The sequence below is a fragment of the Deltaproteobacteria bacterium genome (assembly GCA_005879795.1).
Taxonomy (GTDB): domain Bacteria; phylum Desulfobacterota; class Binatia; order DP-6; family DP-6; genus DP-6.
In genome coordinates, this window is sequence record VBKJ01000139.1 from 23,787 (window position 1) to 41,335 (window position 17,549).

16 protein-coding genes, 1 tRNA gene and 1 other RNA gene are annotated in these 17,549 nt (G+C 74.1%); 3 read left to right on the forward strand and 15 right to left on the reverse strand.

Features of this window, described 5'->3' with window-relative positions:
* Positions 1 to 2: 2 nt before the first annotated feature.
* The 15 genes from E6J59_10385 to E6J59_10455 form a co-directional block, all read right to left on the reverse strand.
* A complete protein-coding gene (locus tag E6J59_10385) occupies positions 3 to 1,079 on the reverse strand; it encodes a phospho-N-acetylmuramoyl-pentapeptide-transferase (GenBank protein TMB19883.1) in 1,077 nt (358 codons plus the stop codon).
* Positions 1,079 to 2,518, reverse strand: a complete 1,440-nt coding sequence (locus tag E6J59_10390; GenBank protein TMB19884.1) for a UDP-N-acetylmuramoyl-tripeptide--D-alanyl-D-alanine ligase — start codon at positions 2,516 to 2,518, stop codon at positions 1,079 to 1,081. Before E6J59_10390 ends, E6J59_10385 begins: the two co-directional genes overlap by 1 nt.
* Positions 2,515 to 3,975 carry a UDP-N-acetylmuramoyl-L-alanyl-D-glutamate--2,6-diaminopimelate ligase gene (locus E6J59_10395; protein TMB19885.1) on the reverse strand — a complete coding sequence of 487 codons (1,461 nt, stop codon included), beginning with the start codon at positions 3,973 to 3,975 and terminating at the stop codon, positions 2,515 to 2,517. Before E6J59_10395 ends, E6J59_10390 begins: the two co-directional genes overlap by 4 nt.
* Positions 3,976 to 3,985: 10 nt before the next feature.
* Positions 3,986 to 5,974 carry a PASTA domain-containing protein gene (locus tag E6J59_10400; GenBank protein ID TMB19886.1) on the reverse strand — a complete coding sequence of 663 codons (1,989 nt, stop codon included), beginning with the start codon at positions 5,972 to 5,974 and terminating at the stop codon, positions 3,986 to 3,988.
* On the reverse strand, positions 5,971 to 6,333 hold the full coding sequence (locus E6J59_10405; protein TMB19887.1) for a hypothetical protein: 363 nt from the start codon (positions 6,331 to 6,333) through the stop codon (positions 5,971 to 5,973). Before E6J59_10405 ends, E6J59_10400 begins: the two co-directional genes overlap by 4 nt.
* Positions 6,330 to 7,253, reverse strand: a complete 924-nt coding sequence (rsmH, locus tag E6J59_10410; GenBank protein ID TMB19922.1) for a 16S rRNA (cytosine(1402)-N(4))-methyltransferase RsmH — start codon at positions 7,251 to 7,253, stop codon at positions 6,330 to 6,332. The genes E6J59_10405 and rsmH overlap by 4 nt, the downstream gene beginning before the upstream one ends.
* A 125-nt stretch (positions 7,254 to 7,378) precedes the next feature.
* Positions 7,379 to 7,834 carry a division/cell wall cluster transcriptional repressor MraZ gene (gene mraZ, locus E6J59_10415; protein TMB19888.1) on the reverse strand — a complete coding sequence of 152 codons (456 nt, stop codon included), beginning with the start codon at positions 7,832 to 7,834 and terminating at the stop codon, positions 7,379 to 7,381.
* Positions 7,835 to 8,168: 334 nt separating this feature from the next.
* Positions 8,169 to 8,558: RNase P RNA component class A (gene rnpB, locus E6J59_10420), an RNA gene on the reverse strand.
* A 122-nt stretch (positions 8,559 to 8,680) separates the two neighbouring features.
* Positions 8,681 to 9,406, reverse strand: a complete 726-nt coding sequence (locus E6J59_10425) for a hypothetical protein (GenBank protein ID TMB19889.1) — start codon at positions 9,404 to 9,406, stop codon at positions 8,681 to 8,683.
* Positions 9,407 to 9,452: 46 nt separating this feature from the next.
* Positions 9,453 to 9,529: transfer RNA gene (locus E6J59_10430), tRNA-Met, on the reverse strand.
* Positions 9,530 to 9,576: 47 nt separating this feature from the next.
* Positions 9,577 to 11,286, reverse strand: a complete 1,710-nt coding sequence (rpoD, locus tag E6J59_10435; protein ID TMB19890.1) for an RNA polymerase sigma factor RpoD — start codon at positions 11,284 to 11,286, stop codon at positions 9,577 to 9,579.
* A 9-nt stretch (positions 11,287 to 11,295) separates the two neighbouring features.
* Positions 11,296 to 13,056, reverse strand: a complete 1,761-nt coding sequence (locus E6J59_10440; GenBank protein TMB19891.1) for a DNA primase — start codon at positions 13,054 to 13,056, stop codon at positions 11,296 to 11,298.
* Complete coding sequence (locus tag E6J59_10445; protein ID TMB19892.1) at positions 13,053 to 13,556, reverse strand: CvpA family protein; 504 nt, start codon at positions 13,554 to 13,556, stop codon at positions 13,053 to 13,055. Before E6J59_10445 ends, E6J59_10440 begins: the two co-directional genes overlap by 4 nt.
* A 39-nt stretch (positions 13,557 to 13,595) precedes the next feature.
* Positions 13,596 to 13,793: a 30S ribosomal protein S21 gene (locus E6J59_10450; GenBank protein ID TMB19893.1), complete on the reverse strand. Its 198-nt coding sequence runs from the start codon at positions 13,791 to 13,793 to the stop codon at positions 13,596 to 13,598.
* A gap of 150 nt (positions 13,794 to 13,943) precedes the next feature.
* Positions 13,944 to 14,720, reverse strand: coding sequence for a glycerophosphodiester phosphodiesterase (locus E6J59_10455; protein TMB19894.1), 777 nt, complete (start codon positions 14,718 to 14,720; stop codon positions 13,944 to 13,946).
* On the opposite strand from E6J59_10455, the gene E6J59_10460 reads away from it, so the two are divergent.
* The 3 genes from E6J59_10460 to gshB are packed head-to-tail and all read left to right on the forward strand — an operon-like array spanning position 14,684 to position 17,342.
* Positions 14,684 to 15,619 (forward strand): 50S ribosomal protein L11 methyltransferase, encoded by a 936-nt coding sequence (locus tag E6J59_10460; GenBank protein ID TMB19895.1) that lies wholly within the window; start codon positions 14,684 to 14,686, stop codon positions 15,617 to 15,619. The two genes, E6J59_10455 and E6J59_10460, sit on opposite strands and share 37 nt — an antisense overlap.
* Positions 15,294 to 16,346: a 16S rRNA (uracil(1498)-N(3))-methyltransferase gene (locus E6J59_10465; protein ID TMB19896.1), complete on the forward strand. Its 1,053-nt coding sequence runs from the start codon at positions 15,294 to 15,296 to the stop codon at positions 16,344 to 16,346. Before E6J59_10460 ends, E6J59_10465 begins: the two co-directional genes overlap by 326 nt.
* 12 nt (positions 16,347 to 16,358) lie before the next feature.
* Positions 16,359 to 17,342 (forward strand): glutathione synthase, encoded by a 984-nt coding sequence (gene gshB, locus E6J59_10470; protein ID TMB19897.1) that lies wholly within the window; start codon positions 16,359 to 16,361, stop codon positions 17,340 to 17,342.
* Positions 17,343 to 17,549 lie beyond the last annotated feature (207 nt).

Consider the following 17,549-nt stretch of genomic DNA (forward strand, 5'->3'; position numbering starts at 1 on the left):
TCCTAGCGGAGCTTGAGGGTCGAGAGCGCGAGCAGCGCGCACACCACCGACACGATCCAGAAGCGGACGATGATCTGCGGCTCGGGCCAGCCGAGGAGCTCGAAGTGGTGATGGATGGGCGCCATGCGGAAAATGCGCTTGCGGCGGAGCTTGAAGGAGATCACCTGCCCGATCACCGACAGCGCCTCGACGACGAACACCCCGCCTACCAGGACGAGCACCAGCTCCTGGCGGGTGATGAGCGCCACGACGCCGAGCGCCGAGCCGAGCGCGAGCGAGCCCACGTCGCCCATGAACATCTGCGCCGGGTAGGCGTTGAACCAGAGGAAGCCCAGGCCGGCGGCCGCGAGCGCGCCGCAGAACACCGCCAGCTCGCCCGCCCCGGGGACGAAGGGGATCTGGAGGTACTCGGCGATCTTCGCGTGTCCGGCGGTGTAGGCGAAGACGGCGTACGTGCCGCCCGCGATCATGACCGGGCCGATGGCGAGGCCGTCGAGCCCGTCGGTCAGGTTGACGGCGTTCGCGGCGCCCACCACGACGAGCGCCCCGAAGGGCACGTACCAGAGGCCCAGGTCGGGCTGGACGTCCTTCAGGAACGGCATGGTGAGCTGGCCGCCATGCTCGGGCCGCAGGTAGATGGCGAGCGCGGCGGCGCCCGCGATCGCGAACTCGACGGCCAGGCGGACCCGGCCCGGGATGCCCGCCGAGCTCCGCCGCTGCACCTTGGCGTAGTCGTCGAGGAAGCCGACGAGACCGTGTCCCAGAGTCACGAGCACGGCGATCCACACGTAGCGGACGCTCAGGTCGGCGAGCATCAGGGTGGCGAGCAGGAGGGAGAAGATGATGAGCGTGCCGCCCATGGTGGGTGTGCCGGCCTTGCTCGCGTGATTGGCGGGGCCGTCGCTGCGGATCGCCTGTCCGATCTGCAGCGCCGAGAGGCGCCGGATCAGCATCGGGCCGAGCACGAGCGAGAGCGTGAGCGCGCAGAGCCCCGCCAGCAGCGTGCGGAAGGTGATGTACTTGAAGACGTTCAGGGGCGGGTAGGACACGTGCAGCGGGTAGAGGAGCAGGTAGAGCATCACGGCTGCCGCTCCCCGCCCGCCTCGGCGGTGAGGCGCCGGAGCACCTCCTCCATCGCCGCCCCGCGCGAGCCCTTGAGCAGGACGAGGTCGCCCGCCCGGCAGGACGCGGCGAGCCGCGCGGCCAGCTCGGCGTGGCTGGCCGCGATCGTGATCCGCTCGGACGGGAGCCCGGCCGCCTCCGCGCCAGCGCGCACCTCGGCGGCGAGCGGACCGAGGAGGAAGAGCGCGTCGACACGCGCCGCCGCCGCGGCGGCGCCGAGCGCGCGATGCGCGCGTGGCGCCTCCTCGCCCAGCTCGCGCATCTCGCCGAGCGCCGCCACGCGCCGCCGGCCGCGGCTGGCGGCCAGCGTGCTCAGCGCCGCCGCCATCGAGGCGGGGTTGGCGTTGTAGGCGTCGTTCAGCACCGTGACGCCGGTCGGGAGCTGCGTCACCTCCATGCGCATGCCGGGGGGCTGGAAGGCCTCGAGCCCGGCCTGCATCGCGCCGATGTCGACCCCGAGGGCGTGCGCGGCCGCAGCGGCGGCGAGCGCGTTGGTCACGTTGTGGCGCCCGGGAACCGCGAGCCGGATCGCGGCCTCCTGCCGCTCGACGACGAGGCGGAACTCGGTGCCCTCGAGACCGTGGTCGACTATCCCCTGCGCGCCGACCGTCACGCCGGCCGCCGCCTCCGTCCCGAACGGCACCTTACGTCCCGGGAAGGCCCGCGCCGACGCGCTGACCAGCGGGTCGTCCGCGTTCACGACCGCGGTCGCCGACGGCCGCAGCCGGCGGTAGAGCTCGGCCTTCGCCTCGGCGACGCCGTGGATCGAGCCCAGGCCCTCGAGGTGCGCCGGCGCGACGCAGGTGATGACCCCCACGTCCGGCTCCGCGATCTGCGCCAGGCGCCAGATCTCGCCCGGCCCGTTCATGCCGAGCTCGACGATCGCCGCCGCCTCCGTGCCCGCCAGGCGTAGCAGCGTGAGCGGGAGACCGACCAGGTTGTTCTGCGTGCCGGTCGTGCGCAGCACCCGCTCCGGGCCGAGGGCACGCGCCAGGATCGCGGCTAGCATCTCCTTGGTGGTCGTCTTGCCGTTGCTGCCGGTCACGGCGACGATGCGCGGGCGGCAGCGTCGGCGATGGAAGGCGGCCAGGTCGCCGAGAGCGGCGAGCGTGTCGCGCACGGCGATGACGCCACAGCCGAGGGGCCGCTCGGCGTGCGCCCGCTCGACCATCACGGCGCCCGCGCCGCGCCCGGCCGCCTCCGGCAGGAACTCGTGCCCGTCGTGGGCCTCGCCGCGGATGGCGACGAAGAGCTCGCCCGGCCGGAGACTCCGGCTGTCGGTCGTGACCCCCGGGAAGCGGGTGCGGGCGCCCAGCCGGACGAGCTCGCCGCCGGTGGCGGCGAGGATCTCCTCGAGCGCAAACGCCGCCGGCGCTCCCTCGATGGGCTCGTTCATGCGAGTCTCCCGAGGGCGCGCCGCACCTCCTCGCGGTCGTCGAGATGGCGCTTCACGGTGCCGACGATCTGGTAGTTCTCGTGCCCCTTGCCGGCAACCAGGACGAGGTCGCCCGGGCGCGCGAGGCGAACGCCGAGCGCGATTGCCGCACACCGGTCCGGCTCGACGACGTGGCCGGTCATGCCCGTCGCCCGCACTCCCGCCTCGATGTCGGCGAGGATGGCGAGCGGGTCCTCGGTGCGCGGATTGTCGGAGGTGAGGACGACGACGTCGCTCCGCCGTGCGGCGGTCTCGCCCATGATCGGCCGCTTGCCCCGGTCGCGATCGCCGCCGCAGCCGAAAACGGTGATGAGCCGCCCGCGCGTGAGCGGGCGGAGCGCGTCGAGGGCGCGCGCGAGCGCGTCCGGCGAGTGCGCGTAGTCGACCACGACCATGAAGCCCGGGCCGGGGATCTGCTCGAGGCGCCCGGGCGGCGCCTCCGCCGCGGCAAGGCCGCGGGAGATCGCCCCCGGCGGCGTCCCGAGCGCCCAGGCCGCGGCCGCGGCGCCCAGGATGTTCTCGAGGTGTGGCGCGCCCACGAGTCGACACTCGAACGCCAGGCGCTCGGCGCCCAGGGCGAGCGTGCCACGCGTCCCTGTGAGGGAGGTCTCGACCTCGAGCGGGCGGACGTCGGCACGCGCCCCGCGGCCGACCCGCACGCACCGGGTGCGAACGCTCGCCGCCAGGCGCGCGCCCGCCGGATCGTCGATGTTCACGACCGCCACCGGGTCGCGCTTCCCGCCCCCGGGCAGCTCGTCGAGGAAGAGCCGCGCCTTGGCGGCGTAGTAGCGCTCGAGGTCGCCGTGGAAGTCGAGGTGGTCCCGCGTCAGGTTGGTGAACACGGCGGCGTCGAAGCGGCAGCCCGCGACGCGCTCCTGCACGAGCGCGTGGGAGGAGACCTCCATCGCGACGTGCGTGGTGCCCGCCGCGCGCATCTCGGCGAGCAGCGCCTGGAGCGCGATCGGATCGGGCGTGGTGAGCGGGGCCGGCCGGCTCGCCCCGTCGAAGCGATAGGCGATGGTCCCCACCACGCCCGGGCGGCGTCCCGCCGCGCGCCAGATCGCCTCGAGCAGGTAGGTGGTGGTGGTCTTGCCGTTCGTCCCCGTCACGCCGACCAGCGTGAGCGCGGCGCTCGGGTCGCCTGCGACGTGGGCGGCCGCGCGGGCGAGCAGGCGGCGCGGCGCCGCCACCCGCACGACCGGAGTGCGTCCGGCGTCCACCTCCCCCGTCGTGATCACCGCGCGGGCCCCGCGCCCGAGCGCTTCCGCGACGTGCCGCCGGCCATCGGTGTGGGCGCCCGGCAGCGCGAAGAACACATCGCCCGGCCGGACCTGGCGCGAGTCGGCCGCGAGGCCGCCGACCTCAACGTCAACGTCCACCTCCACCCCCAGCGCCTGCAAGAGCTCGCTCAGCCGCATCGACGCGTCTTCACGGTGCGACCGTCACCGGACCCGGCACGAGCCGGAGCGCCAGGCGCCGCTCGCGCGCGAGCGGCGCTCCCGGGGGCGGGGACTGCTCGCTCACGTAGCCGATGCCGCTCGCCTGCACGTCCCAGCCCGCCGCGTGCGCGCGGGCGAGCGCCTCGCGCCGCGAGAGCCCGAGGAAGCTCGGCGTCGAGGGCTCGGCCGGGGCCATCACGACGCGCGCGCCCCGCGCAGGGGCCGGCTTGCTCTTCTTCGCTTTCGGGGCGGTCCGCGCCGAGGCCATCTGGAGCGGCGGCGCCGGGCTCTCGACCCCGAGGCGCTCGAGGACCGTCATCGCGATGGCCCGGAAGACCGGCGCGGCCACCACACCGCCGTAGCTCGAGCCGCCGGGCTCGTCGATCAGCACGAGGATGACGATGCGCGGGCTGTCGGCGGGTACGAAGCCGACGAAGGAGCCGATGCGCTTGGACGAGTAGGCGCCGGTGTGTAGGTTCACCTTCTGCGCAGTACCCGTTTTGCCGGCCACGGGAAAGTCGTCGAGGCGGGCCTTCTCGCCCGTCCCCCCCTTCTCCTCGACCACGCGGCGGAGGAGCGCGGTCACCGTCCGGGCGGTTCGCGCGCTCACCACGCGCCGCACGACGGCGGGCTCGTTCTCGAGCACGACCTGGCCGTCGGGGGTGAGCACGCGGCGCACGAGGAAGGGGCGCAGGAGGGCGCCACCGTTGGCGATCGCGCCGAAGGCGGCCGCCATCTGGAGCGGCGTCACCGACACCCCCTGCCCGAAGCTCAGCGTGGCGAGGTCGATCCGCGCCCAGCGCTCGACCGGGCGCACGATGCCCCGCGTCTCGCCCGGCAGCTCGATGCCGGTGCGGGTGCCGAAGCCGAACGCCCGCACGTAGCGGTAGTAGCGCGCGGCCCCGAGGCGGTCCGCCACCTTGGTCGCGCCGATGTTGCTCGAGTACTGGATCACCTGCGCGAAGCTGAGCCAGCCGTGCCGGTGCGCGTCGTGGATGCGCCACTTGCCGATCCGGTAGCGACCGTTCTCGCAGAAGAACATGTCCGTCGGCCCGACCACGCGCTCTTCGATCGCGGCGGCGGCGAGGATCGCCTTGAAGGTGGAGCCGGGCTCGTAGGGATCGGTGATGGCGCGGTTGCGCACACGGTCGTGCCAGCCGTGGTCGCGGCGCCGGCCGGGCTGGTTCGGGTTGAAGGTGGGTAGGTTGGCGAGCGCCAGCACCTCGCCGGTCGACGGGTCGAGCACCACCGCCGCCCCGCCGGCGGCCTTCGCCGCTGCCACGCCGGCCGCGAGCTCGCGCTCGGTGACGTCCTGGATGCTGGCGTCGATGGTGAGCTCGACGCGGCTCCCCTGCGCGGGCGGCGCCGGCACCCCGGCGGTGAAGATCACCTGCCGGCGCCCGTCCCGGTCCGCCTCGATGTCGCGCGGCTCCCCGCGGATCACGGTGTCCAGGCGGCGCTCGAGCCCCTCGAGCCCCTGCGAGTCCACGCCGACGAAGCCGAGCACGTGGGCCGCGAGGCTCGCGTGCGGGTAGAAGCGGCGGCCCTCCTGCACCGTGTAGACGCCCCTCAGGCCGAGCCGCTCGACGGCCTCGGCCTGGTGCGGCGGCACCTGCCGCTCGAGCCACACGAAGCGCTCGGCGCTGGCCGTCCTGGCGCGCACGGCAGGGAGCGGAAGATGGAGTGCCGCCGCCAGCGCGGCGAGGCGCGCGTCCTGCCCGCCGAACTCGCGCGGCCGCACGTAGACCGAGGGCACGTCGAGCGAGAGGGCCAGCGCCTCGCCGTGCCGGTCGACGATCGGGCCGCGGTGCGGCGTGAGCTCGATCCGGGCCCGGTGCTGCATGGCGGCGAGCCGCGCCAGCTCGGGACCGCGGAGCACGGTCAGGTCCACGGCGCGCAGCACGATCAGCACGAGCAGACCGGCGAACACGCCCGCCACCGCGAGCATGCGCGCCTGAGGCGGCCGCGAGCGGGTCACCGCAGGACCACCACCTGTCCCTTGCCGGGCTCCTTCATCCCGAGCCGGTGGCGGGCGAGGTCGCCGAGACGGCCCGGGTCGCGCAGCGTCGCCAGCTCGACCTCGAGCTCGCGCTGCTCGTGCTCGAGGCGGAGCTGCATGTCGCGCGCCGCGGAGAGCTCGTAGCCGAGATGCGTCACTTGGAGCCGGAGCCAGACCTGCAGCATGCAGAGGGCCACGAGCACGGCGCCCAGCACGAGCGCGCGGCGCACGAGCCAGCCGCGCATGGCGCGCAGCATGCGGCCGGGGTGCGTCGGCGGCCGTGCGAGCGGCCGCCGGACCACGAGGACGCGGGCCGCGCCGCCGGCGGAACGGCTCACGCGCGCTCCTCAAGCCGCTCGACGACCCGGAGGCGGGCGCTGCGGGCGCGGGGGTTGCGTGCGACCTCGAGCGGCGAGGGACGCAGCGGGCGGCGGGTGAGCCCGCGGACCTTGGCGCTCCAGCCGCACACGCAGCGCGGCGTGCGCGGCGGACAGAGGCAGTCGGCCGCCCAGCGGCGGAAGGCGTCCTTCACGCGCCGATCCTCGAGCGAGTGGTAGGCGAGCACGGCGAGCCGGCCGCGCGGACGGAGCACGCGGTAGCCGTCGGCGAGGAAGCGCTCCAGCTCGCCCAGCTCGTCGTTCACGGCGATGCGGAGCGCCTGGAAGGTGCGGGTGCCGGGATGGCGCCCGGGCCGTCCCCGTCCGAGGACGCCGCCGACCACGCGCGCGAGCTCGCCGGTCGAGCGCAGCGGACGCGCGCGCACGATGGCGCGCGCCAGCGCGCGGGCGCGCGGCTCCTCGCCGTACTCGGCCAGGATGCGGGCGATCTCACGCTCGGGCCAGTGGTTCACGAGCTCCGCGGCGCTCGGGCCGCTGCCCTCGTCCATGCGCATGTCGAGCGGCCCGTCGGCCTGGAAGCCGAAGCCACGCGCCGGATCGTCGAGCTGGGCCGAGCTGACGCCCAGGTCGAGCAGCACCGCGTCCGCCCCGTCCCAGCCGAGCTCGGCGAGGACGGTGGCGAGCAGGCTGAAGCAGGCGTGACGGAGGACGACTCGCTCGCCCGGCAGCCGCTCAGCCGCGCGCGCGAGGGCGGCGCGATCGCGATCGAGCCCGAGGAGCCGCGCCCCCGGGGCGGCGGCCAGCAGAGCCGCCGCGTGGCCGCCGAGACCCACGGTCGCGTCGACGAGACAGGCACCCGGCCGGGGGCGCAGCCACTCCACCACCTCCCCCACCAGCACCGGAACGTGGGCAGCGCCCACCGGCCCGATGTCCGTCCGCGTCGTCACTGGCGGCGCCTCGCCTCCCCAAGCGCTCGCCGCCCCCACCGTTCGCCTCCACTCCCGCCCGCACCCGCCGGCGGCTCATGCTCACCCGATCATTTGCGCTACAGCCCGAGATCGTCCAACAGGTCCGGATTGTCTTCGAAGATCTCCTTCTCGTCGTCGCGGTCGACCAGATGATAGACGTCCTTGGCCCAGATGCGGAACTTGTCGATCGCGCCGACGAACATCACCTCGCGGCCAATGTCCGCGTACTCGCGCAGCGTGGGCGGGATCAGCAGGCGCCCCTGCGCGTCGAGCTGCACGTCCTGGGCGGAGCCAACGTAGTACGCCTCGAACGTGGCCAGCTTGCGGTTGAAGCGCTTCTCGGTGGCGATCTTCTCCTCGAGCCGCTGCCACGTCGAGAGCGGGTGGACGTCGAGGCACGGACGGCCGCGGCGCCGGAACTTGGTGACGACGAGGCGCTCGTCCTGGAGCCCGGAGAGCACCTCGCGGAAGCGAGCCGGGATAGCCACCCGCCCCTTGTCGTCCACCAAGTACTGATGGGTACCGCGGAACATTCCCTGCCCTGCGGTGCATCCCTACCCAACCACCACCCCAAGGCCCCATTTCCTCACAAACCACCACTTCCCACCATGAATCCCCACCGCGCTCCGGTTTGTAGACCAGCTCGGTGCAGGTGTCAAGGAAAAAGATGGCGACCCCCGTCTTTCGCCCACGCTTCGCCCGCCGGCGCCGGGTCCCGACTGCCGTTTCGCGCCAGCTTGGAGGCCGTCGGGGCAGCCATGGGAGCGAGGCGAACGAGCCGCACCCGCCCCGGTCTACCCCGGCGGCCGCCCCGAAGAACCCGGTGACGCCGCGGCGCGGCATGAGATCGGCGCTCGGCAACGAATCCGCCGGAGGAGGTCTGTAAGCCGGGTTCTGTCCTCCCGCTCAAGAGGCGGGAGCAGCAGCCATTCATCTGGTCCCCCGGTTGCCCAAGGGATCGAGCGACCGACCCGAGGGAACGGACGGGCAGCCCGCGTCCGGCCTCGCGGCCGGGCCTCCCTCCTACTCGGTCTTGCTCCGGGTGGGGTTTACCGAGTGCCCGCCCTCACGAGCGGGCCTGGTGAGCTCTTACCTCACCGTTTCACCGTTGCTCCGCGCCTCGCGGCGCGGGGCTGTCTCCTTTCTGTGGCACTTTCCCCCGATCGCTCGGGGCCGCCGCTAGCGGCCACCCTGCCCTGTGGAGTCCGGACTTTCCTCCCACCGCGCGGGGCGGCGAGCGACTGCTCGACCTCCTCCGGCGGAAGCTGAATCTCCTGGGGGCCCGTCCAGTGCTCGCGCGGCTGCGCCGCGCTCCGGACTAACATCCGCGCGGCTCCCGCCGCGCGCTGCGTGAGCGCTCTCGCGCTCGGCCTCCCACGTTAGCCATTGGCCTCCTCGCCCTCGGCGCGCCAGAAGAGCATGCGCTGGCAGCTCGGGCAGAGGATCACCTCTTCGTTGCGCTGGATCTGGTTGAAGAGCTGGGGCGGCACGCGCATGCGGCAGCCCTGACAGATGCCGCTGCGCACCTCGACCACGGCGAGACCGCCGCGGCGCGAGAGGATCATCTCGTACTTGCGCCTGAGATCACCGTCGATCGTCTGTACCAGCTCCGAGCGCGTGGCGCGTTCGCGCTCGATCTCGCCGGAGAGGCGTGCGAGCGTCTCGCGCAGCTCGCCCGCCTCGCGGTCGCGCTCCGCCGTGAGCCGCGCCAACTCGGCGTCGAGGCCCTGGAGCTTCGCCGCCGCCACCTCCACCTGCTCCATCACGGCGACCAGCTCCGTCTCGAGCGCGCCGGTCTCCTCCTTGAGCAACTCCACCTCGCGCCTGGCCAGGCCGAGCTCCTTGTCATTGCGGATGCGGGTGATCCGCATCCGGCGGTCCTTCATCTTGGCTTCGGCGACCGCGAGACGGCCCTCGAGGTCACGCTGGCGGGGGCCGAGCGCCGCCAGCTCCTCGCGCGCGGTGCTCGCAGCGGCCGCCTGGGCCTGCAAGGCCTCCTCGAGCGCGGCGACCCGCCCCTCGCCCTCGGCGACGGCGCGGGTCTTGGTGAGCAGGCTCTGATCCACCAACTGCAGGGTCGCGAGGACTTCGATCTGCGTCGGCAATATCCCTCCGTCGTGCCGGACTGGCGGTCCGCTGTCCGACCGGCGGTGGTGGGCCCAGTGTGACTCGAACACACGACCGACCGGTTATGAGCCGGCAGCTCTGACCGCCTGAGCTATGGGCCCGCTCGGCGCCGAGTCAAGCACCGAACCGCGCCCGCTGCAAGAGTCGCTCAGTCGGCGAAGGCGCGCAGGCGGCGTGCGCGGGTCGGATGGCGGAGCTTGCGCAGCGCCTTCGCCTCGATCTGGCGGATGCGCTCGCGCGTCACCGCGAAGCGCGTCCCGACCTCTTCGAGCGTATGGTCCGAGCGTTCCCCGATGCCGAAGCGTAGCCGCAGTATCTGCTCCTCGCGCGGCGTGAGCGTGGCGAGCACCTTCCGCGTCTGCTCCTGGAGGTGCAGACTCATCACCACCTCGACGGGCGGGAGCGTCGCCCGGTCCTCGATGAAGTCGCCGACGCTCGAGTCCTCCTCCTCGCCGATCGGCGTCTCGAGCGAGATCGGCTCCTTGGCGATCTTCATGACCCGGCGCACCTTGTCGGCGGGGATGTCCATGCGCTCGGCGATCTCCTCCGGCGTCGGCTCGCGGCCCATCTCCTGCACCAGGTAGCGCGCGGTGCGGATCAGCTTGTTGATGGTCTCCACCATGTGCACGGGGATACGGATCGTGCGCGCCTGATCGGCGATCGCGCGGGTGATCGCCTGCCGGATCCACCACGTGGCGTAGGTCGAGAACTTGTAGCCGCGCCGGTACTCGAACTTGTCGACCGCGCGCATGAGGCCGATGTTGCCCTCCTGGATCAGGTCGAGGAACTGGAGGCCGCGGTTCATGTATCTCTTGGCGATCGACACGACCAGGCGGAGATTGGCCTGGATCAGCTCCTGCTTGGTGGCGCGCGCGCGGAGCTCGGCGGCACGGATGTCCCGGACGGCGCGCTCGAGGGCGGCGACCGGCATGCCGAACTCTCGCTCCAGCTCGGCGAGCTCGCGCCGGGTGCCCCGGATCTCCTCGGCCAGCGAGACGAGCGTCTCGTGCGGCACGCGGAGCTCTTGGCATGCTTGCTCCAGCGCGGCCCGCTCGGGGCGGGACGGCTCGCCGCTCTCGCCGCCGCGCGCGAGGCCGCGCGTCATGCGGAGGAGCTCGGCCGCCGAGCGGCCCGTACGGCGTTCCACCGCCTGCAGCTGCGCCCGGCGCCTCCCCACGCGCTCGACGCCGGCATAGAGCCCGCTCGCCACTCGCTCGATCTGCCGCCGCGAGAGCCCGAGCCCGCAGAGCGCGCCGAGGAGTCGCGCCTCGAGGCGGGCGCGACCCTGAGCGAGCCGCGCGTGCTCGCGGCGCCGATCCACGAGCCCGCGCGCCAGCGCGTCGCGCGCCGCGACGAGCCGCCGCACCCGCCCGAGCTGCGCCAGGAAGCGCCGCCGCAGGCGGACGTCCTCGGCGCCCGGTTCCGTCTCCGCGTCCTCCTCGCCCTCGTCGGCGACGAGGTCGCGGACCCGGAACTCGCCCGCCCGCAGCGGCTCGGCGAGCGCGAGCACGTAGCGGAGCGCGTGTGGCGTTCCCAGCACGGCGCGCACGAGCAGGCGGTTGCTCTCCTCTATGCGCTTGGCGATCTCCACCTCGCCTTCGCGCGTGAGGAGCTGGATCGCCCCCGCCTCGCGGAGATAGAGGCGCACCGGGTCGGTGGTACGTGGGGGGCCCCCGTTCTCCTCGGCGGACTCCGGCGTCGGGGTGCCGTCGCCGTCCTCCACAGCCGTCGGCTCCGCATCGTCGAGCTCCTCGTCGTCGACCTCGACCGGCAGCTCGCCCGCCGCGGGCGCCCGGTCGGGCCGCGCGACGGCGGCCCCCCGATCCTTCGACTCTCTGATGGCTGGGTTCATGCTCATGGTGGACTCCTATGTGCGAGCTTTCTCCGTGCGAGTCTCCTCCATGAGCTGTTGTAGGCGGCGCATGGCGGCTTCCACCGCCTCCGCATCGCCGCGCGCCTCGGCGGCGCGCAGCTCCTCTTGCGCGAGGCGTACGAGCCCGCGCTGGCTCCGCTGGCGGATGCGGGCGATGCAGTCGGCGAACGCGCGCTGGCGCGCCGCGGCCGCGTCCGGCCCCTCCTCGAGGAGGCGGCGCGCCACCCGGTCGCGCATGTCGCGCGGCAGAGATCGTACGACGGCCACGCGGTCCTCTTCCTCACCGCGCGCCAGCGCCTCGGCGGTCCGGCGCCATTCGGGGTGCTGGAACTCGGCGATGATGCCGCACGCGGCCACGCGCTCGGCCAGCGTCGCGTCCTCCGCCATGAGCTCGACGAGCATCGCCTCCGCGCCCGGCGCGTGCGCCTCATCCGGCGCTGCAACGGGCGCCGTCCCCGGGGCCCCCTCGCTGCGCAGCGTCTCCTCGCGCACGCCGAGCCGCTGGGCGGCGAGCCGCACGAGGACGTCGAACTCATGGGGCTCCCGCACCCTTCTCAAGAGACGTGCCACCTCGCGGGCCGCCTCCGCGTGGCGCCCGACGGCGTCGCGCTTGGGACCGGCCAGCTCGCCGAGGAAGGGCTCCACCAGCGGCTCCGCGGCCGCGAGGAGGCCCTCCAGCGCCGCGCGCCCGCGCGCGCGCACGAACGTGTCGGGATCCTCGCCAGCGGGAAGGAAGGCCCCGCGGCCCCAGAGCCCGGCCTCGAGGAAGACGGGGAAGCTGCGCGCCGCGGCCCGGCGCCCAGCCAGGTCCCCGTCGAAGCAGGCGATCACGGTCTCCGTGAAGCGCCGGAGCAGGCGCAGCTGCTCGGCGCCGAGAGCCGTGCCGAGCGGGGCCACGACCTCACCGATCCCGGCCTGTGCGAGTGCGATCACGTCGAGGTAACCCTCGACCACGACGGCGCGGTCGGCCCTGCGGATCGCGTCGCGCGCGAGCGCGAGGCCGTAGAGCGTGTGGCCCTTGCGGAAGACGGGCGACTCGGCGGAGTTGAGATACTTGGGCGGCGGATCGCCGCTCGCCGATCGCTCGGGTAGGATGCGGCCGCCGAAGGCGATCACCCGACCGCTCCAGTCCGTGATCGGGAACATCACCCGCTCGCGGAAGCGGTCGAGCACCCCGGCGCGGCCGTCGGGCCGATCGCGCCGCATGACGAGCCCGGCGGCGAGCGCGTCCTCGAGCGGCAGGCCTCTGGTGCGCAGATGGCGCGCGAGCGCTTCGCCCGCGCCCGGCGCCCAGCCGAGGCCGAAGCGCTCGATCATCTCCTCGGAGAGGCCGCGCTCGCGGAGGTAGGCGCGCGCGCGGCCGCCGCCGGGTCCCCCGAGCTCGCCCTGGAAGAACGCCGCCGCCACCGCGTTCACCGCGGCGAGCGGCTCGCGGCGCTGAGCGGGCACTCCCGCCTCCTCCGGCAGCGGCACGCCGAAGCGCTCGGCGACCCGCCGCACCGCCTCGGGGAAGGTGAGCGCCTGGGTCTTCATCACGAAGGCGAACACGTCGCCGTGCTCGCCGCAGCCGAAGCAGTGAAAGAACCCGCGCTCCTCGCTCACCGTGAAGGAGGGCGTCTTCTCGGAGTGGAACGGGCACAGGCCGACCGCGCTGCGGCCGCGGCGACGGAGCGCGACCACGTCGGAGACCACCTCGCTCAGGCTGGCGCGCTCGCGGACGGCGCGGATCGCCTCGTCGCGGATGCGGCCCGTCACGTGCGCCGCGCCCCCGGCGCGATGCCCAGCTCGCGCCCGGTCTCGGCGACCGTCCCTGCCATGTGCTCGAGCGGGCGCCCGAGCTCGGACTCGGCGATCATCCGGCTGAGCCTGGACGCGGGGGCCGTCTGCTCGATCAAGAGGAGCGTGAAGCCCAGGAGCGCCGCACCCTTCGCGGAGCCGAAGAGGATGCCCGCGACGCGGTTGAGACCGCCCAGCAGGAGCGCGCGCGCGAGCCGCTCGGCGATTCGGCCGAGGAGGGCCGCGACCACCCAGATCGCGACGAAGACCGCGGCCCAGCCGACTACCGGCGCAAGCGCCGGCCGCACGAGGTGCTGCTCGAGCAGGACTTGCGCCACCGCCTGACCCCTCGCGCCCGCCGCGAGCACGCCGGCGATGGCCCCCGCGAGCCCGAAGGTCTCGCGGCAGAGGCCGCGCGTGTAGCCGCGGAAGGCGAACGGCACCAAGAGGACGAGGAGCAGCGCGTCGAGCTGGTTCATGCGCTGCCCCCGGGCGCCGCCCGGCCAGCAGTGGGCGGGCTAGACGGTGGTGCGGGACGCGCGACGCAGCGCACGCTTGCGCGCGGCCATCGCCTTCTTCTTCCGTCGCACGCTCGGCTTCTCGTAGTGCTCGCGCTTGCGCAGCTCAGCCAGGATGCCGGCTTTCTCGCACTGCTTCTTGAAGCGGCGGATCGCGCTCTCGATGGGCTCGTTCTCCTTGACCCGAACCCCAGCCATGCGGTGGATTCACCCCCTCCCTGGGCGAGCCGAGCGCTCGCGTCTCGGTCCCGTCGCTCGAACCGTGGCACCATTAGACAAAAGTGGTAGGCAGTCAAGGTGAAGCTGCGGAATTCCCCCGGGCGTGAAACACGCGGCATGCGCCGCCCCTCACTGGCCGCCCGGAGACTGCAAGAATCGCTCCGGGAAGTCGGTGAAGATGCCTTCCACGCCCGCGGCCACGAGCCGGTCGATTTCCCCGCGCTCATTCACGGTCCAGGCCCGCACGGGGAGGCGGGCGGCGGCCGCCGCGGCGAGCGCGCCGGGGGTGACGTAATCCTTGCGGAGGTGCAAGGCTCTCGCAGCGACGCGCTCTGCACGCGCCACGGCATCCGCCACGGGGCCGCTGTCCCACAGAACGGCGAGCGACGCGTCCGCCGCGCGCGCGCGCAGCCGCTCGAGGGCGCCCGCGTCGAACGAAGAGAAGACGACGCGCGCGAGCGCTCCCGCCGACTCGACCACGGCGAGCGCCCGCGCCTCGAGCCCGTCGTCGCCGACCGGCTTCAGCTCGACATTGACCGGCAGACCGACGGCGGCCAGCACCTCGGCGAGAGTCGGCACCCGCGTCCCGCGGAAGGCGGGGCCGAACCAGGCGCCCGCGTCGAGCCGGCGGATCTCCCCGAGGGGGCGCTCGCAGACCCTGCCCGCCCCGTCGGTCGTCCGCTCGAGCGTCCAGTCGTGCATGACCACCACCTCGCCGTCGCGCGTGAGCTGCGCGTCGAGCTCGACCATGTGCGCGCCGAGCGCGGCCGCCCGCGCGAACGCGACGAGCGTGTTCTCCGGGCACGTCCCGCTGGCGCCGCGGTGCGCGATGATGAGCGGCGGCACGGGGACCGCCTTAGGCCCGCCGCATTCTTGGGTCAAGGCGAGTTGACAGCGAAGCTGCAAACTCCGACACCGTGCCCGTGCCGGCGCCGTCGCCCGCCTGGGTCACCATCCGCGTCGAGGTCGCGCCCGAGGTCGCCGATGCGGTCGCGAACTTCCTCCTCGAGGCGGGGACCCCGGGGGTGCTCACCGAAGCAGACGGCGCGGACGCGGCGCGCACCCGTCTGGAGGCGCCCGTCCCTGCCGCGGCCGAGGGGCAGGTCGTCGCGGCGGTGGAGCGCTATCTCGCGAGCCTCGGCGAGATCGCGCCCGCCGCGCGCGGGGCGACGCTCGCCGCAGTGCCGGTTCCCGAGACCGACTGGGACGCGCTCTGGCGGCGGCATCACCGGCCGGTGGCGGTCGGCCGCCGGCTCCTCGTGGCCCCCCCGTGGGACGTGCCGCACGCGGCGGGCCGCGAGGTGCTCGTCATCGAGCCGGGCATGGCGTTCGGCACCGGGCAGCACGCGACCACGCGCGCCTGCCTGGAGGCGATCGAGGGCGCGGTCGAGACGGGCGAGGTCCGCTCCGCGCTCGACGTCGGCACCGGCTCGGGCGTGCTGGCGCTGGCGCTCGCGCGCCTCGGGGTGGGGCGCGTGGTTGCGCTCGACACCGATCCGGTCGTCGTGCCGCTCGCGCGGGCGAACCTCGCGCGCAACGGAGCCGGACGCGTGGCTCTCCTCGCCGGACCCCTCGCCGCCGTGCGCGGGCGCTTCGACCTGGTGGTGGCGAACCTGCTCGCCGAGACCATCGTGGCCGAGGCGGGCGCGCTCGCGGGCGCGGTCGGCGCGCACGGGCGGCTCGTCGTCTCGGGGCTCCTCGCCCAGCAGCTCCCCGCCGTGGCCGCTGCTTTTCCCGGGTGGCGCGTCGCCGAGACGCGCGCCGGGGCCGGCTGGCGCACGCTCACCCTGGTTTGGGAGCCTTGAGGTGCTCCGTCTCTTCGTGCCCGGCGCCGGGGCCGAGGGGCCTCGGCTCCGCTTGACCGGCACCCACCTGCGCCATCTGCGCGCGCACCGAGTGTGTCCAGGCGAGCGTTTCCTCGTCTTCGACGACAGGGGCGCGGAGCACGAGGCGCGCCTGGAACGCCTGGGCGGGCGCCTGGCCGAGGCGACGATCCTCGCCACGCACCGCCCCCTGCGCGAGTCGCCGCTCGACCTCGTGCTCGCGCCCGCGCTGCTCAAGGGCGCGAAGATGGACCTGGTGATCGAGAAGGCGATCGAGCTGGGCGTCCGCCGCGTCGCGCCGGTCGTGTCGCGCCATGCCGTCGGCCTGGGAGTGCGGCTCGAGCGCTGGCGGCGCATCGCCGTCGCGGCCGCCGAGCAGTGCGGGCGCACGAGCGTGCCGCCGGTCGACGCGCCGCTCCCGCTGGCCGAGCTGGTCCGCGCGCCGTGGTCCGGGCTCAGGCTGATCGCATGGGAGGGCGAGCGCGACGTGCCGCTCGCCGCGCTGCCGGCCCGGACCGACGCCGTCGTGATCCTGATCGGCCCCGAGGGCGGCTTCGCCGCGGAGGAGGTCGCGGCGGCGCGCGCACACGGCTTTCGGAGCGTGCGACTCGCCCCCCGCGTGCTCCGCGCCGAGACCGCCGCCATCGCCGCCGCGGCGCTCTGCCAGCACCGCTGGGGCGACCTGTCAACTGCGCCCGCGGTGCGCTAGCATTCGGGACCGATGCCGCTCCGCCTCCTCTACGTGATGGACCCGCTCGCCCGCGTCCTGGTCGACAAGGACACCACCTTCGCCTTCCTCCTCGAGGGCGAGCGGCGCGGGCACGAGCAGCAGCAGTGCGGCGTCGAGGATCTATTCATCGAGCAGAGCGTGCCGCACGCGCGCGCGCGGCGCGTGCACGTCCACCGCGCCGCGGTCCACTACCGGCTCGGCGACGAGCGCGCCCTGCCGCTCACCGCCTTCGACGTGGTCTTCATGCGCAAGGATCCGCCCTTCGACCTGGCCTACTACTTCGCGACCCAGGTCCTCGGGCTGGCCGACCCCGCGGCCACGCTGGTGGTGAACGACCCGCGCGGGCTGCGCGAGGCGAACGAGAAGCTCTACGCGCTCCACTTCCCGGATCTCATCCCCGAGAGCCTGGTGAGCGCCGACCCGGCCCGTCTGAAGGCCTTCATGGACGGGCTCGGCGGCGAGATGATCGTGAAGCCGCTCGACGGCTGCGGCGGGGCGGGCGTGTTCCACCTCCACCGCGGCGACCGCAACCTGAACGCGATCCTCGAGCTCTCGACCCTGAACGGCACCCGCATGGTGATGGCGCAGCGCTACCTGCCCGCCGTCCGCAGCGAGGGCGACAAGCGGCTCATCGTGCTCGCGGGCGAGCCCCTCGGCGCCATCCGGCGCGTGCCGCGGGAGGACGAGACGCGCGGCAACATCCACGTCGGCGGGCGGGTCGAGCGCGCGGCGGTGGACGCGCGCGACCGGGAGATCTGCCGGCGCATGGCGCCGCGCCTGGAGGCCGACGGGCTCTACTTCGTCGGCCTCGATGTCATCGGCGGGCTGGTGACCGAGGTGAACGTCACGAGCCCGACCGGCGTGCAGGAGATCGATCGCCTGGACGGCACCTGCCTCGAGGCGCGCGTGCTCGACTGGGTCGAGGCGCGCGCCGTGCGCCTCGAGCGCCCTACTGCTGCGACAGGGCGGTCGTAGCGAGGTAGCGCCAGAGGCTCGTCCGCACCTGCCAGCGGCCGTCCACGCGCTTACCGACTGCGACCACGCGCCGGCGTGGCGGCGTCTTCTCGCGGCGGGTCGTGTTCGTCCGTGTCATCGCATGCCCTCCCCGGGGGCACCGGGAGCGATATCCGTGCCGCGGGCGGGACGGGCGCGGAAGCCCCGCGGTTGCGAGCTTTCTGGCCG

What these genes read in the sequence shown, in the direction of transcription:
- E6J59_10385 (TMB19883.1), bottom strand. Translation starts at nt 1,079, where the DNA reads ATGCTCTACCTGCTCCTCTACCCGCTGCACGTGTCCTACCCGCCCCTG.
- rpoD (TMB19890.1), bottom strand. Translation starts at nt 11,286, where the DNA reads ATGAGCATGAACCCAGCCATCAGAGAGTCGAAGGATCGGGGGGCCGCC.
- E6J59_10450 (TMB19893.1), bottom strand. Translation starts at nt 13,793, where the DNA reads ATGGCTGGGGTTCGGGTCAAGGAGAACGAGCCCATCGAGAGCGCGATC.
- gshB (TMB19897.1), top strand. Translation starts at nt 16,359, where the DNA reads ATGCCGCTCCGCCTCCTCTACGTGATGGACCCGCTCGCCCGCGTCCTG.
- E6J59_10395 (TMB19885.1), bottom strand. Translation starts at nt 3,975, where the DNA reads ATGCGGCTGAGCGAGCTCTTGCAGGCGCTGGGGGTGGAGGTGGACGTT.
- E6J59_10390 (TMB19884.1), bottom strand. Translation starts at nt 2,518, where the DNA reads ATGAACGAGCCCATCGAGGGAGCGCCGGCGGCGTTTGCGCTCGAGGAG.
- mraZ (TMB19888.1), bottom strand. Translation starts at nt 7,834, where the DNA reads ATGTTCCGCGGTACCCATCAGTACTTGGTGGACGACAAGGGGCGGGTG.
- E6J59_10445 (TMB19892.1), bottom strand. Translation starts at nt 13,556, where the DNA reads ATGAACCAGCTCGACGCGCTGCTCCTCGTCCTCTTGGTGCCGTTCGCC.